At 37.8% G+C, this 17,613-nt stretch carries 13 protein-coding genes; all 13 read left to right on the forward strand.

The annotated features are described in order from the left end of the window. Positions 1-52 precede the first annotated feature (52 nt). Positions 53-448, forward strand: a complete 396-nt coding sequence (locus ODR02_RS04465) for a hypothetical protein (protein WP_105683220.1) — start codon at positions 53-55, stop codon at positions 446-448. Positions 449-629: 181 nt separating this feature from the next. After that, positions 630-926 carry a hypothetical protein gene (locus tag ODR02_RS04470; RefSeq protein ID WP_209786264.1) on the forward strand — a complete coding sequence of 99 codons (297 nt, stop codon included), beginning with the start codon at positions 630-632 and terminating at the stop codon, positions 924-926. A gap of 135 nt (positions 927-1,061) precedes the next feature. After that, the gene (locus tag ODR02_RS04475) at positions 1,062-2,561 is read left to right on the forward strand and encodes a GH3 auxin-responsive promoter family protein (RefSeq protein ID WP_309511716.1); all 1,500 of its coding nucleotides are present in this window, start codon (positions 1,062-1,064) and stop codon (positions 2,559-2,561) included. 69 nt (positions 2,562-2,630) lie between these two features. Beyond that, on the forward strand, positions 2,631-2,993 hold the full coding sequence (locus ODR02_RS04480) for a hypothetical protein (RefSeq protein WP_034691515.1): 363 nt from the start codon (positions 2,631-2,633) through the stop codon (positions 2,991-2,993). A 92-nt stretch (positions 2,994-3,085) separates the two neighbouring features. Beyond that, positions 3,086-4,321 (forward strand): MFS transporter, encoded by a 1,236-nt coding sequence (locus ODR02_RS04485; RefSeq protein ID WP_209786266.1) that lies wholly within the window; start codon positions 3,086-3,088, stop codon positions 4,319-4,321. A 303-nt stretch (positions 4,322-4,624) separates the two neighbouring features. Next, positions 4,625-5,230: a tetratricopeptide repeat protein gene (locus ODR02_RS04490; RefSeq protein WP_209786267.1), complete on the forward strand. Its 606-nt coding sequence runs from the start codon at positions 4,625-4,627 to the stop codon at positions 5,228-5,230. A 168-nt stretch (positions 5,231-5,398) separates the two neighbouring features. Next, on the forward strand, positions 5,399-7,471 hold the full coding sequence (locus ODR02_RS04495) for a T9SS type B sorting domain-containing protein (RefSeq protein ID WP_209786268.1): 2,073 nt from the start codon (positions 5,399-5,401) through the stop codon (positions 7,469-7,471). 99 nt (positions 7,472-7,570) lie between these two features. Then, complete coding sequence (locus ODR02_RS04500; RefSeq protein ID WP_209786269.1) at positions 7,571-9,718, forward strand: T9SS type B sorting domain-containing protein; 2,148 nt, start codon at positions 7,571-7,573, stop codon at positions 9,716-9,718. A gap of 154 nt (positions 9,719-9,872) precedes the next feature. Further along, positions 9,873-11,459: a replicative DNA helicase gene (dnaB, locus tag ODR02_RS04505; RefSeq protein WP_184558556.1), complete on the forward strand. Its 1,587-nt coding sequence runs from the start codon at positions 9,873-9,875 to the stop codon at positions 11,457-11,459. A 68-nt stretch (positions 11,460-11,527) separates the two neighbouring features. Beyond that, a complete protein-coding gene (gene rnhA, locus ODR02_RS04510; RefSeq protein ID WP_209786270.1) occupies positions 11,528-12,004 on the forward strand; it encodes a ribonuclease HI in 477 nt (158 codons plus the stop codon). 164 nt (positions 12,005-12,168) lie between these two features. Beyond that, the gene (locus ODR02_RS04515; protein ID WP_309511717.1) at positions 12,169-14,427 is read left to right on the forward strand and encodes a T9SS type B sorting domain-containing protein; all 2,259 of its coding nucleotides are present in this window, start codon (positions 12,169-12,171) and stop codon (positions 14,425-14,427) included. Between the two features lie 164 nt (positions 14,428-14,591). Beyond that, positions 14,592-16,850: a T9SS type B sorting domain-containing protein gene (locus ODR02_RS04520; RefSeq protein WP_209786272.1), complete on the forward strand. Its 2,259-nt coding sequence runs from the start codon at positions 14,592-14,594 to the stop codon at positions 16,848-16,850. A gap of 121 nt (positions 16,851-16,971) precedes the next feature. Next, complete coding sequence (locus tag ODR02_RS04525) at positions 16,972-17,598, forward strand: NAD(P)H-dependent oxidoreductase (protein WP_105683209.1); 627 nt, start codon at positions 16,972-16,974, stop codon at positions 17,596-17,598. Positions 17,599-17,613: the final 15 nt, after the last annotated feature.

Raw genomic sequence — 17,613 nt, forward strand, 5'->3', positions numbered from 1 at the left:
ATGGCATAGTGTTTGGCCTTTTAAGTATAACCAAACATTTAAGAATGATATTATGAAAAAAGCAATTAAAATCTTAGGAGTTATGATGCTGTTATTATTCACAGCATTATCATTTTCGTCGTGCAGCAAAGATGACGATCCTGTAAACAATGAATTTTTTGCCGGAACCTATAAAGGAAAGATTTCCTATAATGATGGAGGCTCTACCAGCATCAGTACCGATAACGGAAGTGTATTTGTAACAAAAATCGCCAGCGGCACCAAGTATAATTTCGCTTTCTCAAACAGTATTCCGGATCTTAACGGAATTGAATTTAATCAGGAAGGTGACCATACTTTAGTGATGATTGGTTCTACAGCAACCTCTTATATCAGAATTGATAATAATACCTTAAAAATATTATTTGCAAAAGACGGCAAAACGTGGACAGCCAACTGTACACGTTAGATTTGTCTATTTATATATTATGCAAGCCTGTCTTCATCTTTGAAGGCAGGCTTTTTTATTGTAAATGAAGCGTTTTAATTTTTTTTTAAGCTGTAATAAACTTTAGTTAAGTTTCAAAATCCCAACATTCTAGCCTGCTTTTTGTATATCTTTATTCAACAAAAAACAAACAATAATTCTTATGAAAAAATTCTTATCTGCAATGTCTTTGATCCTGGGATTAGGACTTGCCACTGCTCAGCAGACTGCTCCCGCTACAAGCGCTACCGCTCATCCACCTGTAAAAGCAACGACTGCAAAAGCTGCTAAACCAGCAGAAGTAAAAGCGGCAAAACCGGCAATGGATGCAAAAGCTGCGAAGCCTGCACAACCGGCGGCCAAAATGAAAAAAGACGGTACACCGGATAAGAGATATAAAGAAAACAAACACCTGAAAAAAGACGGTACGCCTGATAAAAGATACAAGGCCAACAAATAAGCATAACATTAACATATAGTTGTTATTTTCATAATCAAATTTCGAAAAGCCGGTGGAACATGTTCCATCGGTTTTTTTATGTGAAGCTTTATAAAAAATGATTCCAGATTCTCTACTTATTTATAAATTTGACCCATGTTAAACTTCTTCAAGAAAAATGCGGCGCTGATCTGGGCAAAGAAACATGTCCAAAAAGCAGAGGATTTCAAAAAAAATGCTGAGAAAAATCAGGATGACCTATTAATTTCCCTGGTAAACACTGCTCAAAAGACTCTTTTTGGGCGTGAACATGATTTTGAAAACATCCATTCTGTAAAAGAATTTCAGGACAGAGTTCCTGTAGCCGACTATGAAGATCTGAAGCCTTATATTGAAAGGGTAAAAAAAGGACAATCCAATATTCTATGGACAGAAACTCCGGAATATTTTGCCAAAACTTCGGGAACAACCTCAGGGTCTAAATATATTCCAATTTCCAAGGAAGGAATGCCATTTCAGATTGCAGGAGCTCAAAGCGCTCTTTTTCATTATATCAGCAAAAAAAACAATGCTGATTTCGTCAACGGAAAAATGATTTTTCTACAGGGCAGCCCGGAACTTGAAGAGGTATTCGGAATAAAGACAGGAAGATTATCCGGCATTGTAGCTCATCACATCCCTAATTACCTCCAAAAAAACCGCCTTCCAAGCTGGGAAACCAACATTATGGAAGACTGGGAATCCAAAGTAGACAAAATCATTGAGGAAACAGAACATGAAAACATGACTCTGATCTCTGGAATCCCGCCATGGCTGATTATGTATTTTGAGAAACTATCGGAAAAACATGATAAAAAGATCAAACAGCTTTTTCCTAATCTTCAGCTTATTGTAACCGGAGGAGTCAACTATGAACCGTACCGGGATAAAATGGAAGAGTTATTGGGTGGTACAGTAGATATTGTTCAGACTTTCCCGGCATCTGAAGGCTTTTTTGCCTTCCAGGACGACTATACCAAAGAAGGACTTCTGTTATTAACCAATCATGGAATTTTCTATGAATTTATTCCTTTGGAAGAATATGGTAAGCCAAGAGCGAGAAGATTAACGTTAAAAGAAATTGAACTTCATAAAGATTACGCGCTGATTTTGACCACCAATTCCGGGTTATGGGCATATTCTATTGGAGATGTAGTAAGGTTTATCAGCAAAGATCCGTACAGGGTTTTGGTAAGCGGAAGAACCAAACATTTTACTTCTGCATTTGGAGAACATGTGATTGCCTTTGAAATAGAAGAAGCCATGAAAGCGACGCTTGAAAAATATCCGGCACAGATTACGGAATTTCATCTTGCCCCACAGGTAAATCCATCAGAAGGCCTTCCTTATCATGAATGGCTGATTGAATTTGAAAAAGAACCGGAGGATTTAGAAGCATTTAGAGAAGAACTGGATCAACAGCTGCGGGCAAGGAATACTTATTATGATGATTTGATTTCAGGAAATATTTTACAGAAGCTACACATTACGAGACTTAAAAAAAATGCCTTTCATGAATATGCCAAATCTCAGGGGAAATTAGGAGGCCAAAATAAGACTCCGAGATTGGCTAATGACAGAAATATTGCAAATCTCTTAGAAATTTACAAACTTTAATCATATTTTTTCAATTCCGAAAACATATATTCGAAAAAAATTATAAATTTGAAAAACTAAAAGAAAATAATGAAAGCATCTGTACTGTTGAAATCATCTTTACTAACGTCTTTATTTGTTATTACGTCTTGTGCTACGACAAAATACAGCGAAGATATTTCAAAAAACAACTATTCTAATCTTGAAGCCGGAAAAGTATATAAAGTCACTATGAGAGACGGCTCTCCAAAACAGACCATCTTATTCAGAAATGTCGTTGGCGAAAATCTTGTTGGTACAGCCGGTAAAAAAGACAGTACAGAAGTAATTATTCCTAAATCAAATGTAGCAGCTGTAAAAGACAGAAGAAAAGCAAGAATTGCTGCGGGAGCTACTATCATTGGTGCAGCAGGAGTTGCGGCCATCGTATTAAGTTCTTCCAGAGCTGACTAAAATAGATTTTATCTTTTGAGATATATTTAATATATCTTTCAGAAATTGTCATATGAATAGCCTTAAATAAATTTTTAGGGCTATTTTTGTTCATGATTTCCTTTACCCCGTTACAAACATTACAAAATGTTGAATTCAGAAATCTTCTCACCGGGAGATTTTTTATTGTTTTAGCTTTCAGAATGCTTGCCACTTTATTAGGATGGTGGGTGTATCAATTAACAAAAGATCCTTTTTCAATTGGCCTTATCGGACTTTCAGAGGTTATTCCCGCTGTAAGCTGTGCGCTGTATGCGGGACATGTTATTGATATGAATGAAAAAAAGAGACTGCTTCTCATCTGCAATTATGCTTATATTTTCCTGATCGGGCTTCTGCTGATTCCGGCCTTTCTGGATGTAGAAATGCATTTCACCGGTCATCAGATTACATATTATATTTATGGAGTTATCTTTTTTACGGGAATAGCAAGAGCTTTTATCGGGCCTATCGTTCCTTCTATGATTCCTAAAATTGTAAAGAAGGAAAACCTTCCGAATGCAGTAACACTGAACCAGGCCACTTTCCTGATCTCTTCTGTTTGCGGACACGCAATTGGTGGTGTTCTTATTGGATTCATCGGTGTAAAATGGACTCTGGTTGCTATTTTAGCATTAATATTTGTTGCCTCATTATTTTTCTGGCAGCTCCATAAGCAGTATTCAGAATATAAAAAAGAAACGGTGAATGTAGTGGAAAGTATGCGTGAAGGGATTTCTTATATTTTTAAAACCAAAGAAATTCTGGGTGCTTTATGTCTTGATATGTTTGCGGTACTTTTCGGGGGTGCGGTGGCAATGATCCCTGTATTTGCAACAGATATTTTAAATTCAGGAGCTGAAGGCTTCGGTTTATTGAATGCAGCTTCAGACATTGGTTCCATGTGTATTATTACTATTTTGTCGATTGTCCCTCTGCGAAAAAACCAGGGAAAAATACTGCTTGTCGTTGTTACAGGATTCGGACTATGCATCATTGGATTCGGCTTATCAAAATTATACTGGCTGTCTTTTATGTTCCTGGTGATGAGTGGTATGCTTGATGGAATTTCCGTGGTTATCCGAGGTACAATTGTTCAGTTGAAAACACCTGATCATATCAGAGGACGTGTTCTGAGCGTGAATTCAATTTTCATTATGTCCAGCAATGAAATGGGGCAATTCGAAAGTGGACTTATGGCCAAATTATTAGGGGTTGTACGCTCTGTTGTATTTGGTGGCTGTATGACTGTTTTAATTGCTTTGCTTGTAGGAAGTACCAATCCTAAATTGAGAAAGATGCAATATTAATTTATTGTTTATCAGTTTATTTAAAATCTGAGCCAAAAAAAATCAGAATTCGAAATACTTAAAATCAGAATAGAACGTTTTTCTATTCTGATTTTTATTTTATACCTATTTTTTAAAACCTTATAAAAGAATTAAACTACAAATATTCATCAAAACCACTCATATCTTTACGATCTCCATATAATTCAACCGAAAGAATAAAATACCATATTAAAAACCAATATATTACTTTCATTAAATATATCTCAAAATCTTTAATTTAACGTTAATAATTTTTTATATTTGCTTCATAAAATATCCCCTATGACTAAACTTTTACTATTTTTGAGCTTTCTCATGGCAGGTTCTCTGATGAATGCTCAATTTTTTTCAGATCAAACCTTACAACAAACTGTTCTGCAGTTCGATACTGCTAAAACAGAAAACGACTATGATATGCTTTTCTCTAAGTTTTCAGAGGCTAAAACTTCAGAAAAATGGCAGGCTAATTACTATGCAGCAGCAGCATTATATCTTAAAACAAATTTCCTGTTAAAGAACAGCCCGAACAGCCCTCTTGGAGATCCTAATGAGTCTGCAAGAAAGCTGGCAATGCAGGCACTTGCTTCGGAAAAGAATAACGGAGAAGTAAACCTTCTTCTTGCTCTTATTCATTTTCAGAAAATCAGAATAAAAACAACTGCAGATCCTCAAAAGGAACTAAAGACTGTTACAAGCTTCATGAATAAAGCCGAAACAACTTTAAAGAATAACCCAAGACTTTCCTTCTTAAAGGCTGAAATGGCTGAAAAACAAGGAAACAAGGTAGAAGCAATAAAGTTATATCAAAAAGCAGCCCAAGAATTTGAAACATCAAACCCCTCATCCAGTTCACCTAACTGGGGAAAACAGTTGATAGGAACAAATTAACCGTAAGAAAATGCATGATCTTCTGAATACATCGGATGATCAGTTTTTTTTGATATAAAAGCTTTAAAATTCATTTAATGATCAGCGTATCACTATTTTGTATCAGGTAAAAGACAGCATTTTTTTAGTAAAAAAAACTTTTAATATTTCTTTTTAAAATCTACTCTTATGAAAAAAACATTACTTGTTTTCTTACTCATATTTTCACATATTTTATTTGCCCAATCAGACTGTAATACTGCAATGGCAGTCTGTGGCAACTCGGATATTTCATATACACCAGGCGGACACGGGGACATTGCAGAAGATTTGGGCGGATGTTTAACTTCTGATGAAAAGTACTCTGTATGGTATTCTTTTACCATAGCTACGGCAGGAACCCTTACCTTTGAAATTATCCCTAATGACCAGGGAGATGATTATGACTTTGGAGTATATGGACCTAACAAATCTTGTGGCAATCTTGGAACTCCAATCCGTTGTTCTTATTCAGGACAAAGCGGAAACACAGGTCTTAACATGACCTCAACAGACCTTAGCGAGGATGCAACAGGAGACAAATGGGTGAAGTACCTTGATGTATTGCCTGGCCAGACTTACTATCTGATTGTAAATAACCACAGAGAAACAGCTAACGGATTTAAATTATCATGGGGCGGAACAGCTACTCTGTCTTCTCCATTCACAGATCCGAATATACAACCTCATCCATTCATCCCACCGGGAGTTCCGGGGGCTAATCCTAATGATCCAAGAGAAGTGGTGATATGTTCAAACCCGGCGACTTTTGATTTCGCATCATTATCAGCAGGAATCCTGAACGGTAACCCTAACTTCAGCATTAGCTATCATACCAGTCAAAATGATGCCCTAACAGGTAACAACCCTCTTGTTGGACCTCAAACAGTTACTCCTGTTGGAGTGTATTTCTACAGTATCAACTATACTGACCCTACGAATCCGAACAGCCCTATTAACAAATGTAGACAGACTGGTAAATTTAAATTTAAAGATGGCACCATAACAGCTACAGACGTTACATTAACAAGCTGTAACAACAACAATGCAGGTACGGCAATGTATGACCTTACTACGGCAGCTGTTTTTGCTGATCCTACGGCAACCAAAAAATATTATTATACTTTATATGATCTGAATAACTCAATCAATGAGATTACAAACATTTATCAGTTTGTTTCTGCAGAAGGTAAAATATATGTAAAAGTAACTTCTGTATTCGGATGTACTGATATTGCAGAAATTACCCTTAAGTTCTACCCGGCAATTATCGCAAAAGATGCAGAATTAAGATCATGTTTTCTTGAAGCCAATCCTTCCACAGCTTTATTCAACCTTGATAACGCTGCTGTAATTACACCACAAGCAGGTATCACTAAAAAATATTTCCCTTCACTGACAGATGCAGTAGATGGAACCAACCAGATTTTAAATGCTAATTATACTGCACCAAGTGGTTTGGTTTACGTAAGAGTATCTGATACCAGAGGATGTTTTGTAGTGGTAAAAATCGGTTTAACTGTAATTGCTCCGGTAACCTCTAGTGTTCTGAAAGACAAAATCATTTGTGTAGAAGATACGACAACGTTAGATGCCGGACCTGGATTTAAAAGCTACGAATGGAGCACAGGAGCGACAACTCAGTCTATCAAAGATGTAGGAGTGGGTGTTTACTGGGTAAAATTAAAAACGGGAGAATGTGTTGCTACTCAAAAGGTAACTGTATATCCTTCTGAACAACCGGTAGTAACCAACGTTGACATCTCCAACACTACACTAACAATCAATGTGATAGGAGGAACACCGGATTACCAGTACTCTATGGATAAAATTTTATGGCAAGCCTCTAATACATTCTCCAATGTAGCAAGAGGAACTTATAAAGTATATGTAAAAGATGCTTATGACTGCGAGCCTATTGAAGTTACCGTAGTAGTTCCTAACCTTATCAATATGATCACTCCAAACGGAGATGGTGTAAATGATGTTGTAGATTATTCTGCTATGGCAGATAAACAAAGCCTGGTTTTAAGTATCTTTGACAGATATGGAACAAAAATCCACCAGGGAGACAAATCCAATGGTTACAAATGGGATGGTACAATTGCCGGCAAGAAAATCCCAACCGGTACCTACTGGTATTCTGTAACATGGAATGAGAATGACAAAAAGAACACTCCTTTCAAGTTTTCAGGTTGGATTGTTGTAAAAAACAGAGAGTAATTCTTAACAATATAAAAAGCCGCTTTGGCGGCTTTTTCTTTTACAAATAATGATAAAATTTATTGATTTCAAGTTTGTTTAACAAAAATAGTTTTAACAATGAAAAAAATATTACTTCTTTTTATTTTATTGATAACGCAAATGGCCTTTTCACAGTCAGACTGTGTCACAGCAATTCCCATCTGTGGTAACTCTGACATTTCTTACACTCCTTCAGGACCTGGAAATATCATAGAGATTCTTAACCAAAACGGAGGATGTCTTGGTACCAATGAAAGATATACCGTTTGGTATACCTTCACGGTATCCTCACCAGGAACACTGGCATTTAAAATAAAACCTAACGATCAAGGTGATGATTATGACTTTGCAGTCTATGGGCCAACAGCAAACGGTTGTGCTTCTTTACAGAATGCAGATCATGTCTTCATACAGCCTATAAGATGTAACTATAGCGGTACTCCGGGAGACACAGGTCTGGATCTTACTCTTGCTCCACCTGCAGTATTCCCTACTAACCCTCCTGGCGTTACATCCAGTATGAACAATGGGAAATGGAGTCCTTACATGGATGTGCTGGCAGGTCAAACATATTATTTGGTTATTGACAACTTCAGTAGATCCGTTAATGGTTTCTCTTTAGAATGGTCTGGTACGGCAAGTTTAAGTTCTGCATTTAACGATCCGGTTCTTTCCCCTAACCCATTTATTGCGCCGGGAATTCCTGGAGCTACTCCTACCGACCCGAACCAGGTCATGGTTTGTGCATTACCTACGCAGTTTGATTTTACAACACTTTCTGCAGCTATCATCAATGGTAACAGCCCTAACTTCAAGGTTACTTATCATAAAACAACCAACGATGCCCTTACAGGACAAAACCCTCTTACAGTAGCAACTGTTGATGGCGTTACAACATACTATTACCGAGTTGTATACCAAGATCCAAACAATCCGACCAACCCTATTAACGGATGTTTCATAACAGGGAAATTTAAATTTGTCAACGTGGGTATTTCAGCCAATGCGGCCACTTTATACTCATGTAACAACTATGGAGCCGGTACTGCAAAATATAATTTAACAACAGCCAATGTATTTGGAGGTAGTGGTGCAACCATTAAGTATTATGCTACCATTGCTGATATGAATGCAGAGATTAATGAAATTACAGATCCTGCCAACTATACTTCTCCTGAAACAACGATATACGTAAAAGTAGTTTCTACTTTCGGATGTATTGCAACCACAACGATCAGATTATTATTCTACCCTACGGTTGTATTGAAAGACGCTGTACTACAAAACTGTTATATTGATAACGATGTTACCCGCTCAACATTTGACCTTTCTAAAGCAGATATCGGAGTAGCTGTTCCAACACCGGCCGGAACTATTATTAAATATTATACTTCTATAGCTGATGCCCAAGCACAGACAAACCCTATTGTAATGGCATTAAACTATCTTTCAGAAAGCAAAACGGTATATGCAAGAGTAGATAATGACAAGCTGTGTTATTCGATTGCCAAGATAGAACTGATTGTATTACCTCCGGTAAAATCAGCTGTATTAAAGGATAAAACGATTTGCGCGGAAGCCAAAACCACTTTGGATGCGGGACCTGGATTTGTAAGCTACGAATGGAGCACAGGTGAAACTACACAAGCTATCAACAACGTAGGGGTGGGTGTTTATTGGGTAAAACTTCAGACCGGAAAATGTTTCACCCTTCAGGAAGTACGTGTACACGCAAGTCTTCAGCCTGTGATCTCAGGAATAGAAATCAGCAACAATAATATCACTGTAACAGCTTCAGGTGGAGTTCCTCCTTACAAATATTCTGTAGATGGTGTTAACTGGCAGGATTCCAATATATTCACAGGACTTCCTAGAGGAGAGAACACAATCTATGTAAAAGATACTTACAACTGTACTCCTATTCAGGTAACTGTGACGGTTCCTAACCTTATCAACGCTATTACTCCGAACGGAGATAACGTAAATGATGTTATTGACTATTCAGCATTAGCTTACAAGAAAAACCTGGTCTTCATTGTATATGACAGATATGGAAACAAACTTCATGAAGCCAATAGAATGAATAACTTCTCTTGGGACGGAACAGCCTTTGGTAAGAAAATTCTTACCGGAACCTACTGGTACACGATCTCATGGAACGAAAACAATAAAGACAATACCGAAACCAAATATTCAGGATGGGTATTGGTAAAAAATAAAGAATAAGCTATACTTCATCTTTTTGAAAAATCACCTCAGTCTGAGGTGATTTTTTTTATCAACAAGATCAACCTCCTGTTTACAGCATTTTCCGAAAGACTGCTAATAATTTGTTGAATACTATTTTTTTATTATTTTTTAAATAAACTATCTTTGCACCATGGCGCAGAAAGAAACATTATCATCCCTGACACACGGAAACTTTGCAAAAGAATTGTCTATTGCGGATGGAAAAATGCCTCCCAATGCAGTGGATTTCGAAAGACTTGTTATCGGAACTTTTTTGATTGATAAGAAAGGGCTTGACCATTCCATTGACCTTCTTACCTCAGAAGTATTTTATGATCCGAGACATCAGGTCATCTTTTCTACCATCTTAAAGCTTTATGAAGGCAACCATCCGGTAGACTTAATGACCATTATTCAGGAATTAAAAAAAGAAGACAAACTAAGCCAGGCAGGTGGTGACCATTACATCATTGATCTTACTATGGGAGTAAGTTCATCTGCCCATATTGAATATCACGTACGTGTTATTCTTGAAAAATATATTTTAAGAAGCCTTATCAATGTTTCTGCCAACGTTATTGATTCTTCATACAAAGAGTCAACCGACGTTTTTGAACTTTTGGATAAAGCGGAACAGTCTTTCTTTGAGATTACCAACGGAACGATTAAAAAAGGATTCGATACAGCCAACTCATTGGTAAAACAGGCTATTGATACGATTAAATCTTTAAAAGATAAGGAAGGACTTTCAGGGGTCCCTTCAGGATTCCGGGATGTAGATAAAGAAACCGGTGGATGGCAAAACTCTGACCTTATCATTATTGCTGCACGTCCCGCGATGGGGAAAACGGCATTCCTTCTTTCCATGGCAAGAAATATTGCAGTAGGGCACAAAGTTCCTATGGCTCTTTTCTCTCTCGAGATGGCATCTGTACAGCTGATCACCAGAATGATCGCTTCTGAAACAAGAATCTCTTCAGAAAAATTAAGAAAAGGAACTTTGGATGATGAAGAATGGCAGAGACTATTCTCTAATGTATCTGAGTTGGAAAATGCTCCTTTATATATTGACGAAACTCCTTCCCTTTCCATATTTGACTTCCGTGCAAAATGCCGAAGACTTGTCATGCAGCATGGTGTAAGAATTATCATGGTCGACTACCTTCAGCTGATGACAGCAGGAAGCAGCGGCGGAAAAGGAGTTGGAAACCGTGAACAGGAGATCTCCATGATTTCACGTTCATTAAAAGCGATTGCAAAAGAACTTAATGTTCCGGTGATTGCTCTTTCCCAGCTTTCGAGAAGTGTGGAAGCCCGTCCAGGAAAAAGACCTCAGCTTTCAGACCTGAGGGAATCCGGAGCGATTGAGCAGGATGCGGATATCGTATCTTTCATCTTCAGACCGGAATATTATAAAATTACTGTTTGGGATAATGATGAGGAAGGACAGGAAACTTCTACTGAAAACCAGGCCGAGCTGATTATTGCAAAGCACAGGAATGGTGCTACGGCAGATGTCCGACTATCTTTCTTAAAACATTTTGCAAAATTTGGTGATATCGAAGCAGCAATGGACGGAGCCGGAGGAGGATATCCTTCCAACTTCGGAGAGCCAAGCGGCTTTGACAAGATCAAAACAACCATTCAGCCAGGGGCAGCATTTGACCTTCCGGACAGCTCAAAACTTTCCGGTTCATCAATGAATGACTTTGATGATGATGATGACTTCCCGTTTTAAGGAAGACTAAAGTTTAGATCAATTCATTTTAATTTTACGGTCAATACATCAATTTTTAAAAAACAGATTTGAGAATCGAAATTTATACCGACGGGGCTTGCAGCGGAAATCCGGGAAAGGGCGGATATGGAATTCTCATGCGCGTTCCTGAAAAAAATTACCAGAAAACATTTTCAAAAGGTTTTCGAAAAACCACGAACAACAGAATGGAACTTCTGGCTGTTATCACGGCATTGGAAAAACTGAAATCAACAGAAAATGAAATCCATGTCTACACTGACAGCAAGTACGTATCTGATGCCATCAACCAAAACTGGATTGCCGGATGGATCAAAAGAGGCTGGAAAAATGTAAAGAATCCTGACCTCTGGAAAAAATTCGTTGAGCTATACAATAAGCATACCCCAAAAATGCATTGGATAAAAGGGCATGCAGGACACTTTGAGAATGAGCTTTGCGACAAATTAGCTGTGGCAGCAGCCAATTCTTCGGATCTCGAAATTGATACTTATTTCGAGAATCTTGATAGTAATTCTCTATTTTAATCTTAATTAAAACAAATCTAAAGGCACTGCTCAATATTTACCATTTCAACAGAAGAAACAAGATTTATTAAAAAATAATTAAATTTTTTAACAAAATTAACATTAAATACATATTGTTTACTTGGGATTTAATATCTTTACACCTTAATAAAAGTCCCATTTACATGAATAAAAATCTATTATTGTATTTATCTGTTTTTTTACTCTGTATAGCCGGGAAGTCCTTTGCCCAGACTTATCAGCTTGTTGGAAACCCGGTGAACACTACCGGATGGACGATGGTTTCACCTACTCAGGTAAACACAGATTTTATTCAGCTTACTCCGGATACCAACAACCAGTCCGGCTCCATCAGGCTGAATGACCCTATTAATTTAAAATATTGCGACAAATGGAGAGTGGAATTTGATTTCAGAATGGACTCCAACCAAACTTCTAACGGCGACGGAATTGCCTTCTGGTATCTTGCCAACCCACCCGTTGCCAGTGTATTAGGTTCTGGTCTTGGAGTATCTCAAAATGCTGTAGGGCTTATCGTAGGACTTGACACTTACAACAATACCACTACTGCTACCATGAGTAAGGTTCATGTTGCTTATGGACAGGTTCAAAACACAACCGACAACAATAACGTAGAATTCTTCAATGTTCCCGGAAGTTCCTTTCACTCACCGGATCTAAATACTACACAGCCTTTTCAGGGAACAACTTTTAAACATGTTGAAGTAACAGCGCAGGTAGATCCCGCTTCTCCTACCGGCTGGATTATCAAGATCACAATAGATGGAAATGTAATTTGCAATCAGCCTTTTGCTCCTTCAGGCACCGCTGCCGCAATGACGGTAGGATATTTTGGTTTTTCCGCCTCTACAGGAGGGGCAAGATCAAGACATTCTATTAAAAATGTAAAAATTTACACGGATAAAGTTCCTATTTTACAGAATTCAGCAACACAATCGTTTTGTCCTAATCCCACAACGGGATTTGGGTCTGTAAACCTGACATCTTTCAATTCACAATTTGTCAATAATACATCAAATTACACCTTTACCTATTATCCGCTGGGAAGCTCAACACCTATTGCCAACCCTACCAGTTATCAGTTCAATGCCAACACAACGGTGACGGTGGTTATTAAAGATAATGCAGGATTGCTCTGTGATAACCCGGATGGTAAAATTTTATTGGTTCTCGCCCCTTTCAAAGCAGAAGACAAAACAATTACCGTTTGTAATAATAACAAGATAGGAACAGCCGCCTTCAATCTGAATACTGCAGCCGTCACAAATGTTCCCGGGGTTACAAAAAAATATTATAAAACTTTAGCTGACCTCAATGCTGATGTTAATGAGATTCAAAATCCTGATAATTATTTATCGGCTCCCGGTGTCGTTTACGTAAAAGTAACAACACCTCAGGGATGTACGGGTTCAGCAAAAATTACACTTACATTTTATCCTGATACTCCAGTGAAAGAAGCGACCTTAAGATCATGTTTCATTGAAAATAATATCACGAGTGCCATCTTTAATTTAACAACGGCAGATGTTACTACTTTAGGAGCTGGTGCCGCAAAGAAATATTACACCTCAATAGCCAATGCTTTAGACGGAATCAATGAGATTATGAATCCTCTTCAGTATTTATCTACAAACACTGTCGTATACGCAAAAGTAACTGATACCAACGGATGTTTTAATATCGCTAAAATTAACCTTATTGTATTGCCACCTGTACCATCTTCTGTTCTGAAAGACAAAACCATTTGTATTGGTGAAAAAACAGATCTGGATGCAGGTCCCGGATTCGATGGTTATGAATGGAGCACCGGAGCAACAACCTCTTCCATTAAAGATGTAGGAGTAGGCACTTATTGGGTAAGACTTAAAACAGGCAACTGTATCACTACGCAGATTGTCAACGTAAAAGCATCTGCAAATCCTGTAATCTCCAGCATTGATATTGACAACAACACGATAACAGTAAATGTAGCAGGGGGAACTCCTCCATACCAATATTCGCTTGATGGAGTCAATTGGCAGCCCAGCAATATATTTACAGGCTTAGCAAGAGGAGAAGTAAGAGTTTATGTAAAGGATTTTTACAACTGTACACCTGTTGAAGTTCAGATTACAGTACCTAACCTTGTTAATGCAATCACTCCAAACGGTGATAATGTAAATGATTTCATTGACTATTCAGCACTCGCTTACAAGAAAAATCTGATATTCATCGTCTACGACAGATATGGCAACAAATTATACGAAGCCGGAAAAATGAGAAACTTTACCTGGGACGGAACAGCTTCCGGTAAAAAAGTTCTTACAGGAACGTATTGGTACACCATTTCATGGAACGAAAACAACAAAGACAATACTGAAACTAAATACTCAGGCTGGGTATTGGTTAAAAACAGAGAATAAATTTTACTATCAGAAACTACCTCATTTGGGGTAGTTTCGGTATTAAGAGCAGGATCTGCCTCATCAGAATCTGAGACCGGATATTGCTTTTTATGATCTATACAAACATTCAAAAAAAACAATTTTATATCTAAGATTAAGTATAACATCACAATCCATCCACTATGAAAAAAGATATACTCATTTTTGCACTGACTATCTTATTATGCTTGCCGGGAAGATTATTTTCACAAACCTATCAGCTTACCGGAAACCCAGTAAATACAACAGGCTGGGATCTTGTCTCTGATGCCATAGTAAGCGGAGACTTTGTACGGCTTACAACCGATCAGACCAGCAGATACGGAGCTGTAAAATTATCAACCCCAATTACGTTAAGCTATTGTGATAAATGGAAAGTAGAATTCGATTTCAGAATTGACGGAAACGGAACCACGCAGTTTGGAAAAGGAGATGGTTTTACCTTCTGGTATCTTGCTAATCCACCAACAGGATTTGTATCAGGAGGTGGACTGGGTATTCCTGCCAATGCTTCAGGATTGATGGTTGGTTTTGATATCTTCAACAATACCACTGAAGGCCAGATGAGTAAAGTTCACATTCTTTACGGAACCAACAATACAGCAGGAAACAATATTGAATACAATACAACTCCTGGAAGTACCTTCCACTCTCCTGACCTTATTGCTACGCAGCCATTTGTAGGGGACACTTACAGACACGTTGAAGTAAACGGAGAAACAGACCTTACCAACCCAACAAACTGGATCATCAAAGTAAGAATAAACGGTGTTCTTATCGTGGATCAGTCTTTTGCTCCTTCCGGAGGGGCAGTAGGAATGTCACAGGGATATTTTGGTTTTTCCGCAGCAACCGGGGGAGCCAGCGCAAGACATTCCATTAAAGATGTTAAAGTATTTGTAGATAAAGTACCCATTTTAAGTAATACCCTAACTCCGTTCGTATGTACCAATCCTGCTACAGGAAACGGTGTGGTAGACCTTACTTCTTACAATTCTCAATTTGTAAATAATCCTGGAAATTATATTTTCACTTATTATGTATTGGGAAGTTCTACCCCTATTGCCAATCCTTCAGCTTTCCAGTATTCAGGAAACACTACGATTAAGGTGGTTGTAAAAGATCCTACTTCTACGCTTTGTGATAATGGTGACGGGGTTATTCAACTTAATCCTACTCCATTTGCTGCAACAGATGCCAGTCTTTCCGGATGTAATAACAACAATGCCGGAACAGCGACTTTTGATCTTAATACTGCGGCTGTAACAACTGTTGCCGGAGTTACCAAAGAATTCTACCCTACTTTATTTGATCTGAATAATGGAACAAACCAGATTACAAACCCTTCTGCCTATGCATCAGCAGCAGCAACTATATATGTAAAAGTAACCACACCTCAAGGTTGCGTAAGTACTGCAAAAATTACATTGAATATTTACCCTGTTGTGGTTGTGAATGACGTTGAAATAAAATCCTGCTTTATAGAAGCCAACCCTTCTATGGCATCCTTTAATCTTACAGGAGCTATAGTTTCTCAGGGCGGAGTTACCAAAGAATATTATCCATCATTAACTGATGCGATCAGCGGGACTAACGCAATTTCTACTCCAGCAGCATACATTGCACCTAATGGAGTTATTTATATTAAAGTATTCGGTGCAAACGGGTGTTATTCTATTGCTAAAGTTACATTAACCGTAATTCCTCCTGTTTTCTCAAGAACTTTACATGATGTGACGATTTGTATTGAAAACACCACAACATTAGATGCAGGAGCCGGATTTAAAAGCTATGAATGGAGCACGGGAGCTACTACACAATCTATCAAGAATGTAGGAGTAGGAACGTACTGGGTAAAACTAAAAACCGGAGATTGTATCGCAACACAAAAAGTGACGGTATACCCTTCCGATAATCCAGTGATTACCACCGTAGACATTTCAGGAAGCACGGTGACCGTATATGCCAACGGTGGAACTCTTCCTTACCAGTATTCTATGGATAATATTAACTGGCAGGATTCCAATGTGTTTACCAATATCGCCAGAGGAGAAGCTAAAGTATATGTAAGAGACGGCTACAATTGCATCCCTGTTGAAGTGAATATCACCGTTCCTAATCTGATCAATATCATTACTCCTAATGAGGATGGAATCAATGATTTCGTTGACTATTCAGCATTGGCCAACAAACAAAATCTGGAAATAGCGATCTTCGACAGATATGGCTATAAAATGTTCCAGGCAGATAAAACCAACGGCTACAAATGGGCAGGAACAACCAATGGAAGCAAAAAAGTTCCTACAGGAAACTACTGGTATTCTGTTTCATGGAATGAAAATAATAAAAACAGTACTCCGATAAAATTCTCAGGCTGGATTGTTGTAAAAAACAGAGAATAATTACACTTTCCGCCACATCAAAAGAATCACCCCGCCAGTCGGGGTGATTTTTTGCATTTACAGGGAGGAGATATTTCATTTTAAAGACTCTTTATTCATATTCAATTCTTAAATTTGTGCTATGAATTATTTGGAAGCTTTAAGCAGAAGATATTCTGTAAAAAAATTCAACCATCAGATTATTCCTCAGGAAGCCCTTCACAACATTCTTGAGTCAGGAAAGCTGTCTGCCAGTTCTCTGGGACTTCAGCCCTATAAAATTGTGATTGTTGAGAGTGAGGAAATGAAGCAGAAATTAATTCCGGCTTTCTATAATCCATCTCAGATTTCCACCTGTTCTCATCTTATTGTCATTATTTCAAAGAAAATTATTGAAGAGAACTATATCCGGGGGTATTTTAATCATATCTCTGAAGTAAGGGATACTCCTATGGAAAAACTGGACCCTTTCAGAAACAGCATTAATCAGCATATAAACCAGAAAACACACGATGAAATTTTCAACTGGGCAGAAAAACAGTCTTATATAGTATTGGCCAATCTTATGTATGCCGCTGCTATTGAAAGTATAGACTCTTGTCCTATGGAAGGCTTCCGTCAGGATCTTATAGAAGAAATTCTGAATATCAATCCTGAAACAGAAAAAGTAACCGTTACCCTCGCTTTAGGCTATCGTTCTGAAGAAGATCATTTCCAACACATGAAAAAAGTAAGAAAACCAAACGAAAAATTGTTTAAATTTATTTAATATTTTAAACGATTG

It is taken from the genome of Chryseobacterium sp. CFS2 (assembly GCF_036543225.1).
Lineage (GTDB): Bacteria > Bacteroidota > Bacteroidia > Flavobacteriales > Weeksellaceae > Chryseobacterium > Chryseobacterium culicis_A.

Bases quoted from the DNA above. Each gene is read 5' to 3' on its own strand.
- ODR02_RS04465 (WP_105683220.1), top strand. From the start codon at position 53: ATGAAAAAAGCAATTAAAATCTTAGGAGTTATGATGCTGTTATTATTC.
- ODR02_RS04470 (WP_209786264.1), top strand. From the start codon at position 630: ATGAAAAAATTCTTATCTGCAATGTCTTTGATCCTGGGATTAGGACTT.
- ODR02_RS04475 (WP_309511716.1), top strand. From the start codon at position 1,062: ATGTTAAACTTCTTCAAGAAAAATGCGGCGCTGATCTGGGCAAAGAAA.
- ODR02_RS04480 (WP_034691515.1), top strand. From the start codon at position 2,631: ATGAAAGCATCTGTACTGTTGAAATCATCTTTACTAACGTCTTTATTT.
- ODR02_RS04485 (WP_209786266.1), top strand. From the start codon at position 3,086: ATGATTTCCTTTACCCCGTTACAAACATTACAAAATGTTGAATTCAGA.
- ODR02_RS04490 (WP_209786267.1), top strand. From the start codon at position 4,625: ATGACTAAACTTTTACTATTTTTGAGCTTTCTCATGGCAGGTTCTCTG.
- ODR02_RS04495 (WP_209786268.1), top strand. From the start codon at position 5,399: ATGAAAAAAACATTACTTGTTTTCTTACTCATATTTTCACATATTTTA.
- ODR02_RS04500 (WP_209786269.1), top strand. From the start codon at position 7,571: ATGAAAAAAATATTACTTCTTTTTATTTTATTGATAACGCAAATGGCC.
- dnaB (WP_184558556.1), top strand. From the start codon at position 9,873: ATGGCGCAGAAAGAAACATTATCATCCCTGACACACGGAAACTTTGCA.
- ODR02_RS04515 (WP_309511717.1), top strand. From the start codon at position 12,169: ATGAATAAAAATCTATTATTGTATTTATCTGTTTTTTTACTCTGTATA.
- ODR02_RS04520 (WP_209786272.1), top strand. From the start codon at position 14,592: ATGAAAAAAGATATACTCATTTTTGCACTGACTATCTTATTATGCTTG.
- ODR02_RS04525 (WP_105683209.1), top strand. From the start codon at position 16,972: ATGAATTATTTGGAAGCTTTAAGCAGAAGATATTCTGTAAAAAAATTC.